General features: G+C 58.4%; 6 protein-coding genes and 1 pseudogene. 2 read left to right on the plus strand and 5 right to left on the minus strand.

What is annotated here, in order from left to right; all coding sequences use genetic code 11:
* Positions 1 to 233: 233 nt before the first annotated feature.
* Together H5U08_RS05655 and H5U08_RS05660 are read left to right on the plus strand one after the other, a co-directional pair.
* A complete protein-coding gene (locus H5U08_RS05655) occupies positions 234 to 1001 on the plus strand; it encodes a metallophosphoesterase family protein (protein WP_297031125.1) in 768 nt (255 codons plus the stop codon).
* A gap of 788 nt (positions 1002 to 1789) precedes the next feature.
* A complete protein-coding gene (locus tag H5U08_RS05660; RefSeq protein WP_297031126.1) occupies positions 1790 to 2773 on the plus strand; it encodes a DUF1559 domain-containing protein in 984 nt (327 codons plus the stop codon).
* A 204-nt stretch (positions 2774 to 2977) separates the two neighbouring features.
* Here H5U08_RS05660 and H5U08_RS05665 read toward each other — a convergent pair whose 3' ends face one another.
* The 5 genes and pseudogenes from H5U08_RS05665 to H5U08_RS05685 all read right to left on the minus strand — a co-directional run.
* Positions 2978 to 4174, minus strand: a complete 1197-nt coding sequence (locus tag H5U08_RS05665; protein WP_297031129.1) for a response regulator — start codon at positions 4172 to 4174, stop codon at positions 2978 to 2980.
* A gap of 359 nt (positions 4175 to 4533) precedes the next feature.
* Positions 4534 to 6279, minus strand: a complete 1746-nt coding sequence (locus tag H5U08_RS05670) for a type II and III secretion system protein family protein (protein ID WP_297031131.1) — start codon at positions 6277 to 6279, stop codon at positions 4534 to 4536.
* 167 nt (positions 6280 to 6446) lie between these two features.
* Positions 6447 to 7568: a Flp pilus assembly protein CpaB gene (gene cpaB, locus H5U08_RS05675; RefSeq protein ID WP_297031133.1), complete on the minus strand. Its 1122-nt coding sequence runs from the start codon at positions 7566 to 7568 to the stop codon at positions 6447 to 6449.
* Positions 7569 to 7622: 54 nt separating this feature from the next.
* A complete protein-coding gene (locus H5U08_RS05680) occupies positions 7623 to 8162 on the minus strand; it encodes a TadE/TadG family type IV pilus assembly protein (protein WP_297031135.1) in 540 nt (179 codons plus the stop codon).
* A 16-nt stretch (positions 8163 to 8178) separates the two neighbouring features.
* Positions 8179 to 8405, minus strand: a pseudogene (locus tag H5U08_RS05685) (prepilin peptidase); the annotation flags it as partial.

An 8405-nucleotide genomic window follows, 5' to 3' on the forward strand; every position in this document is an offset into this window, starting at 1 on the left:
CAGCCCCGTGGAAATGGTATCCCTGGACGACCTGGACGCCGCCGCGACACTCCTGGCCCGGTTTGTGGAATCGATTTCCCCGCAGGATGACTTCATCCCCTGAGCGGTGTGAAAAGTTAAATGATACTCCGCTGGAGGGCCGGGGATGGTGTCCCGTCTCAGGACGGAGACAAAATAACGGGCTGAAGCAGCGGAGAAAGAAAGCCAGTCTCGTTTGACTTGAGGCCAAACCGGTGGCACCTGTAAAACGCGCGATTATCAGCGACATTCACAGCAATCTGGAAGCCCTCCAGGCAGTCCTCGAAGACATCAAGCAGCAGGGCGTGGAGGAGATCTACTGTCTGGGCGACATCGTGGGTTACGGCCCAAACCCCCGGGAATGCATCGACCTGGTCATGAAGCACTGCAAGGTGTGCCTCCTGGGCAACCATGATCAGGGGGCGCTTTTTGATCCCGAGGGGTTCAACGTGGGGGCGGAAAAGGCCATTTTCTGGACCCGACAGCAACTCGAGGAGCACGGCGGCAACCCGGCGGAGGCCTACCGGCGATGGGATTATCTTGGCGAACGCCCGCGGATTCACCGGGAAGGCCCCATCGTCTATGTCCATGGTTCGGTCAGAAATCCGCTCAATGAGTACGTTTTTCCGGAAGATATTTACACACCTGCGAAACTCCAAAAGCTCTTCTCCCTCATTGACAAGTGTTCCTTCCAGGGCCATACGCACACGCCGGGGGTATTCACCGACAGCATCGAATTCTTTTCCCCCCAGGAACTGGAAAACGGCGAATTCGATCTCGATTCGGTGGAAAAGGCCATGATCAACGTGGGATCAGTCGGCCAGCCGCGCGATGGCGACCCCCGTGCATGCTACGTCATTCAGGAGGGGAATCGCGTCCGTTTTCGTCGCGTACCCTATGACGTGGAAAAAACGATCGAAAAAATCTACGCTATTCCGGACCTGGACAACTTCCTGGGAGACCGGCTTCGCGACGGTCGCTGACGGTTCGACAGCGGGTGAACTGAAAAGCTGCTCATTTCGCCGCTTAAAATGCGCGTTGTCTCGCCGAGGGGTCCGCAAATAAAATGAGCCTATACGGAGGCGGGAGATCTTGTCACCGCTAATTGTCGATCGGTGCGCTTGAGTCAATGCAAGTGAGAGGCTGGCGAAACCCGGTTGTGCTCCTGATCGCCGTTTGGTACACCATCACGGCGATAGGGAGCCTCCCCTTGCATCGCCTTTCTGGAATCGAGGCGACGCTCGGGGGATACTCTGCCGGCCGATTCTTTTGTGATCACGATGGCACGCCGGAGTCCGACGCTGGATGGAACCGGGCGGATCTTCCTGGCGACGGCCGCCCAAGGAACTCCGAGCGTTCTCTATGCTCGTCCGGTGAGCGGGTTCTTCACGACGCGAATTCCTGCCACATTTGCCAATTCCAGATCCAGCCTCGAATACCCATCGCCACGTTCGCGGTTGTCCTGCCACTTGCATCAAATTGGTGGCGCCCGCTCGTCCATTCCACCGAGGTCGTGGCTCGCCCCGCATGCCCGTGGCAAAGCCGTGCTCCACCTGTTCTCGATCTCGTCTGATAACTCTGAATCCCATCTGCCGGGAGTATCTCTCGGGCTGACTCGCTGTCCGGTCTTCGGCCAGCCCGTCACGTAAGGAGCTGGAAACTTCGCTCCAAAAAAAGAGCACGTCGCGGCGGAGCGACCATATCATCTCGTATCCCCGGTTTATCACATTATCCGAAGGAAACCTTTCCAAAAGAGAACAGGAGAGCGATTATGAACGTGGCTTGTAAGGGTAACCCAAAATATGGACTTTCCGCGACTTTCGATCCTTTGCGGGAGCGGTCTTCGCCCCGAGCCTTCACGCTGGTGGAGCTGCTGGTGGTCATTGCGATCATCGGGTTGCTGATCGGGCTTTTGCTGCCGGCCGTCCAGGCAGCGCGAGAGGCAGCGCGGCGAGCAGAATGTTCCAACAACCTCAAGCAAATCGGCCTGGCCATCCACATGTACCACGACACCCATCGCACGTTACCGGCGGGTTGGGCGGCCTACACACCGGACGGGCGGCAGCCGATGGTCAACGGAGCGCCGGGCTGGGGCTGGGGGGCCGTGATCCTGCCTTACCTGGAACAAATGGGGCTCTACCAGGGAGGCATCCACCTGGAGGCCCCCATTTATGATCCGATCAACGAGGAGGCCATCAAAACTTTCATCAGTGTGTATCGCTGCCCATCTGACATCAACAGCAACGAAAAGGTGTTTGAAGCCCACAAGCTCCATGAAGGTCACGAGCACGAAGAAGAACACGAAGGGGAACAGTACGACGAGCTGCTCATTGCGCTCTCCAACTACGTGGGGTGCTTCGGAACGGCGAACATCCACGTGTGCGACCATCTGCCGTCCGGAACACGATGTGAAGGCAACGGGACTTTCTTCCACAACAGTTTCTTAACACTGGCCTCCATCACGGACGGTACGAGCCAGACGTTCTTGGTAGGTGAGCGTACTGTGGCACTCGGCTACGCCACATGGTGTGGCGTTTTACCGGACTCTGAGGCTCCCGCTGGCGTTCTTGCTTCTGCCGAATATCCACCAAACCTGAAACAGGCGCATGCCCACAATTTCAGCAGCCAGCATCCCCAGGGCGCGAACTTTCTTCTCGGTGACGGATCGGTGAGGATGATCAGCCAAACGATCGATTTGAGTGTGTTCCACGCCCTGGCGACGCGGAGCGGTGGAGAAACACCGGGACCCTTCTGACGCACCTTTCCCGGAGTGACCAAGCTGTACTCTCCGCGAGTGGCCGGCTCCGTTAAGAGTCCGCGGGGATGGCTGGAAGATCGTCCCCGCGGGTTTGTGTCGCTTCACCCGTGACCCTATTTTGTGCTGCCTCACCAAGCGCACAAACCGTCTCCGCCAGATCTCCGGGATAGGCTTTTTTACGCAGCAGACGAGACTGATGGGTCAGGTTTTGACGAATAGTTTGAACAAACCCGAACGGCCCGATTTCTTACTCGTTTCTTTGCCCTGTTCGCCGCAGAGGGCCTCTGCCAGTCCCACGATAGCGGTTGTCACAGCGGAACGCGGCGCACATTCCAAAAGCGGCACGCCATTATTTCGGGCTTCACTGCACGCGCGATAGTCATTGGGAATTTGCCAGAAGATTTCCCGACCGATAATCTCCTGGGCCTTCTTGAGATTGATCTGGCCGCTGTCCATTCCCAAGCGATTGACGACGATTTTGACCTTCTCCGCCATGCCCGGCATGTTACTGAACGACATCATCAGCCGCACCACATTGCGGAGACAGGGCAGGTCAAGCTGGGTGACCAGCAGGACATGCTGAGCCATCTCCAGGGCCATCATATCAACCGGGGTGAACGCCTTGGAAAGGTCCAGCACAAGATGGGTGAAACTGGCCTTCAGCAAGCCAATGACCCGCTGGAGATCCTCCGCGCTGAGCAGGGACACATCCTCCAGTTGCACGGGTCGCGGAAGCAGGAACAGCCCGGAACTGTGTTTGGTCAGGGACCGTTTGAGGAGCGAGAAATCCAGCCGGGTAACATTCTGGGCCACATCGACAATCGTGTAGTCGGGGATGGCGTCCAGGAGTACGTCGGCGTCCCCCAGGCAGAGATCGAGATCCGCAAGGACGACCGTGTTTTTGTCGTTGCGGGCCAGAGCACACCCCAAATTGACAGCAATCGTGGAAACTCCCACGCCCCCTGTGACTCCCGCCACGGCGATGACCGTGGATCCCCGCGCCTTGGCGTCTCCCTGACCGAACCGGCGCTCCTGAATTCGATTGATAGCCGCCAAAAGATCGTCGATGCGAACAGGCTGCAGGAGAAACTCCTTTGCCCCCGCTCGCATCGCCTGGAGAATCACCGTCCCATCGTGGGTGGAACTGACGACGAAGATGGCGCAGTCAGGCAACTGCTGGCTGACCCGTGCGACCAGTTCAAGAGCCCGCTCCTGATCATGATCGATGGCCACGATACCGATATCCGGCTGGGTCTGCGCCACCACATCACTGAAGAACTCATAACGAGAGCACTCGGCCTCCAGCCAGATTGTGTCAAGCCCCAGCAGGAGCCTCTTCAGTTCCTCCCGTCCCGTATCGTTGGGATCCACGATGGCGACTCGCAGAACGTTACTCATAAGCCAGCCAGCACCTTTGTTCCAGGGAAGTCAATCCAAATGGTCGCGGAATGTGATCGTCAACCTCCCAAGTGACGTTGGCAAACAACCTCGCGGACCGCCCGCCCAAAATCCACGCAATGCTTCCGCAACATACCGACCAGGTTGAAGGGCGCCGCTTCGCCGGTCACTCTTTCGGCACTCTGTCCCCCCACCATTAAATATGGGTTACTTTTTGATAAGATGCGGAAAAATTGAGCGCAACAAGCAAGGAAAAGCCAGGGGCGTGAATGGCCGGTGCCTCCGGGGCCCGCGATAACTTCGGCCAGATAGATTTTTGCGGCACCCTCGTTCGATCCGGACCAATCCGGTTGGGAGGATCACTTATCGTATCCGATCTCACCCTTAAATCCCGGCAGGCTGCCCGGCGAAGCCGGCTTGCTCGGCGCACCCGAGTTTTGAGCGGCTGGACGGGTTCTCGCCGTGGTGGGCGGTACCACTCCCTGTTTGCCGAAGCTGACGGGAGACCTCGCCGAGACCGGCGACTGCGCACTTGAGGACACCGGCGGAAGCGGAGCGGGGGGTGCGAGCTCCGGGGCGGCTGGTGCCGTGGGCGCGGCAGGCGTCGGTGGGGGAGCCGGCGTCGGTTCATTGCTCGGCCGAATCGTCGCCTGGCCAGCCTGTTTCATGTCTTCGATCTGAACCGAACCGCTGTTTTCCGGTGGGCAACACCGCGGGACTTCGATGTAGCCTTTCATGTAAAGTTCCCAATCGTTCGGGCTGGCAGTCTGGGTCCCCGGCCCGCACGGAGGCACCTCCTCCGGATTCATCGCATCGACAAGTTCAGGAGTCACAAGGATGAGGAGCTCGATGTCGTTGTTCTGCTCGGCCACCCGCCTGAATGCCGCACCAATGTAGGGGACATCGGAAAGAAACGGCACGCCGCGACGCTGAGCTTCCGCGCGAGTTTCAACCAATCCCGCAATGGCCAGGGTTTGCCCGGCCTGCATTTCCACGCCGGTGTCCACTTCCCGAACCCGTAGCCCCGGCACTGTCGTCGAATTGATAACCACACTGCGGGAGGTATCGATCTCACTGACCCGCGGACGCACTTCCAGCCGGATCCGGCCATTACCCAGCACGATCGGGACGAAATCCACCTGGGTCCCGTACTTCTTGTATTCGATGGAAACCGTGCCCAGGCTTTGCGGGACGATAATAGGAAACTCGCCACCAACCTGGAAGAACGCCGGCCGACCGCTGACCGTCACCAGGGTCGGCTCGGCAAGAACCTTCATGAGGTTGTCCTGGCGGAGGGCCTCCAGGACGCCAAAAAATGCGTCGTTCCCGTCCAGCACGCTGAAGAAAAACGTTTCGCCGCCGGACGTGAAGGCACTCGCCGCTGTGCCGTTAACGGGATCCGTCGGGCTGACCCCTGTGAGCAGGCCACTCACGCTGGATCGGATGACGTTCTGACCTGAAATCTGGCTCCAATCGAAACCGAGTGAGCGGAGTTTGGTCCGGGAGACCTCCATCACCTTCACATGGAGAAGCACCTCATGAACGCCGCCCAGCGTCAGATTGTTGATCACCCGCGGATAGTACTCCTCCGCAATTTGCACAATCCGGCTGACGTGCTCCTGCTGGTCCACGTAGCCGGAAAGGAGCACGCCACTAGCAATCGGGATAACTTTGATGGAACAATTGGGAAACTGGGACTTCAGGAGCATCTCCAGCTCCCGAGCGTCGCCGAACACAATCACATCCACGGAATAGATGTTGCCCTGATCGTCCCACAAATTGACCTGAGTCACACCCGGCTTTTTGGCAAAAATCTGGATCTGGTTGGGCGAAAGGGCGGTCAGATCCAGGATTTCTGGATTGTTCACCTGAGCCTGAGGAATCCGCCGATCGAGCGTGAGAATTCGACTGGTGTTGACAGTCATTTCCTGCCGCTGAGAGGGACCGGTGATGCGACATACGACACCGTTTCCGGCAATCTGCCCGGCTGGGGCAGGCGGACCACCCTCGAAGGCAGACGTATTGCCGGCTGCGTGCAGGAGCACACTGCAAATCAGCGCGAGCGACCCACTCCATTTGATCAAGTGGGGGAGATGCCTGATCATCCGTGATCACCCTATTACGAAAGAGGTCCTGGCATTCCGAAAATGACAGAGCCGGTCCTGCGTCTCTCCGCATCCATGCGAAGAGGCCGCCCGGCGCAACGCCCCCTAGTCCTTATCGGCAAAAGTCGAGCAACTGGTAAATCTGATTCAATTCTCCTTCTGCGACGTCACTGATCGCTGCCCCGCTCCGGAACAGGAGTGTCCATTGGGGGTAGCCAATCCCCATCTTGAGAAGGAGACGATTCCGGGGGCGGTGACAGGTCTGTCAGCGAGGAATGGCCATCGGCAAAAGAAGACGCCGCACTGGTCGCGGCACGCCAGATCGTTCCCATCGAATTCGGCCAAACGTGATCCGTATCAGCCTCCAGCACGACGTCGTTCACCTGCGAACCGAGAAGGATTCGCATGGCCCAGGTTTGGCCACCTGAGTTCTTTGTAGAGACCGCAGTGGCTGAGGCAGAATGCGCCTGTGTGCTCAGGAACTGGGCGAAGGCGTCCTCCTTGCGAGGGGGTTCGATTCCCGGGAGGATCTCTTTTTCCGGATCTCCTTCCTGGGTCGGAAGCCCCAGCAACTCCATCGGATCAATTCCCTTGGTTTCCACCGCGTCATTGTCTCCCAATCCCCGCATGACCAGGCGAATCTGGCCGAGTTCCGTCGCCGCCGTGAGGATTTCTGCCTGCTCGGGGGTCACGAGGAGGGAAACCGTCTTGGCTTGCATCGACTTCTGGTTCTTTTCCTCACCGGTGAGCGCGTATTTGTCGTCCACAGCGAAAACTTTGACATTTTGCAGAATTGTTCTGGTGTAATCCTTGGGAATGCCTCTGGAAGGCATCGCGGGGAAATGCACGACCACATCCACGCGGTCGCTGGGCCGGAGCATGCTCGCGCTGCCGCTGACAGGGTCCACCTTCACCGAAACCACGCGATAGCCCTTTGGAATCCACGGCGCAGCCCCGGCATCGACGGCTCCTTTCTCGAGCAGTTGGGCCTCCAGAATGGGGGAACCTTTGTAGATTTTGGTTCTGGTGCGTCTTCCCTCGACGTCCTCCACCTTGAACAGCGCCCCTTCCGGGATTTTGCTTTTCGGCCAGTCTTCCAGCTTAATTTGGGTAATCTTTACGGGATCACCCATGGGAATGTCTTCGGCTGCCACCACGATGGCTTTCATCTCGACGACGGGTGCCGGGGCCGCCCGATCCCGTGTGGCCAGAACCTGCTGCACCCCTACGGCAGCCACCAAACCGCATCCCAGGGCCAACGTGAGAAAGAAGATTGACTTTGTGCGCATAGGACTGAGTCTCACCTTTGTTGGAGGATCGACGAAACATTCATCGCGGCGTGTTTACTGGATAGCTTCACGCCGCATGGTGGTCGTCGCGCGCAGCTCCGCCCCCCCTAAGAACATTGGCGAGGGGAGCCAGCTCACTTGACGAAAAGGCACAGAAACCGTAACGGTCACCGGCTCACCGTAACCCGCAGAGTCGATTGGATCCGGCGTAACCGTCACAGTTGCCGAGCGAATCCCACCACTGGCGAGATAATCTTGAACCACATTGATGACTTCCGCCGTGGTAGCTCCTTGAATAATCGCCCGGCGAGCGCCTTCTCGCGACGCATTCGTGATCACCTGCTGGACCATCACCATTCGGCCAAACTCAATAAGGCCGAGGATCAGCAGGAAAAAGATAGGCGCGACGACGGCGAACTCCACCACCGCCACACCGGAAGGACGGCCGCACTCGATGCCGCCTGCGGAGAGGTTTTGCTTCCCACCCCGCGGGGCGGTGCGCTCCGTCTTCCGATACTTTGTTTTGAAAAGACGCCCGAACACCTCTCGCACAGGAAGAGTGGCACCGAAAGTGTAGACGGGGTTGGCTCGCATAGGTCCACCTCACCTTTCAAACCGGAAAAAGCATCCCATTGACGAGAAAATAGGCGATCGTGCCAATAGCGATCGGTATTCCATAGGGCAGAAGAAGCATCCGCGGTTTTCGTTCGGCCGCCAGTTCGGCCAGCTCCTCGGGCTGCCGAACCACGAGAATTTCGTAAAGAATCGCAAAAAACTGGCGGGTATGTTTCCAGGCGGCTCCCCGCGCAACCACCATGGCGACCGCAATCACCGCTC

Source organism: Thermogutta sp., from assembly GCF_014359955.1.
Taxonomy (GTDB): domain Bacteria; phylum Planctomycetota; class Planctomycetia; order Pirellulales; family Thermoguttaceae; genus Thermogutta.

What these genes read in the sequence shown, in the direction of transcription:
- H5U08_RS05660 (WP_297031126.1), top strand. Translation starts at nt 1,790, where the DNA reads ATGAACGTGGCTTGTAAGGGTAACCCAAAATATGGACTTTCCGCGACT.
- H5U08_RS05665 (WP_297031129.1), bottom strand. Translation starts at nt 4,174, where the DNA reads ATGAGTAACGTTCTGCGAGTCGCCATCGTGGATCCCAACGATACGGGA.
- H5U08_RS05670 (WP_297031131.1), bottom strand. Translation starts at nt 6,279, where the DNA reads ATGATCAGGCATCTCCCCCACTTGATCAAATGGAGTGGGTCGCTCGCG.
- cpaB (WP_297031133.1), bottom strand. Translation starts at nt 7,568, where the DNA reads ATGCGCACAAAGTCAATCTTCTTTCTCACGTTGGCCCTGGGATGCGGT.
- H5U08_RS05680 (WP_297031135.1), bottom strand. Translation starts at nt 8,162, where the DNA reads ATGCGAGCCAACCCCGTCTACACTTTCGGTGCCACTCTTCCTGTGCGA.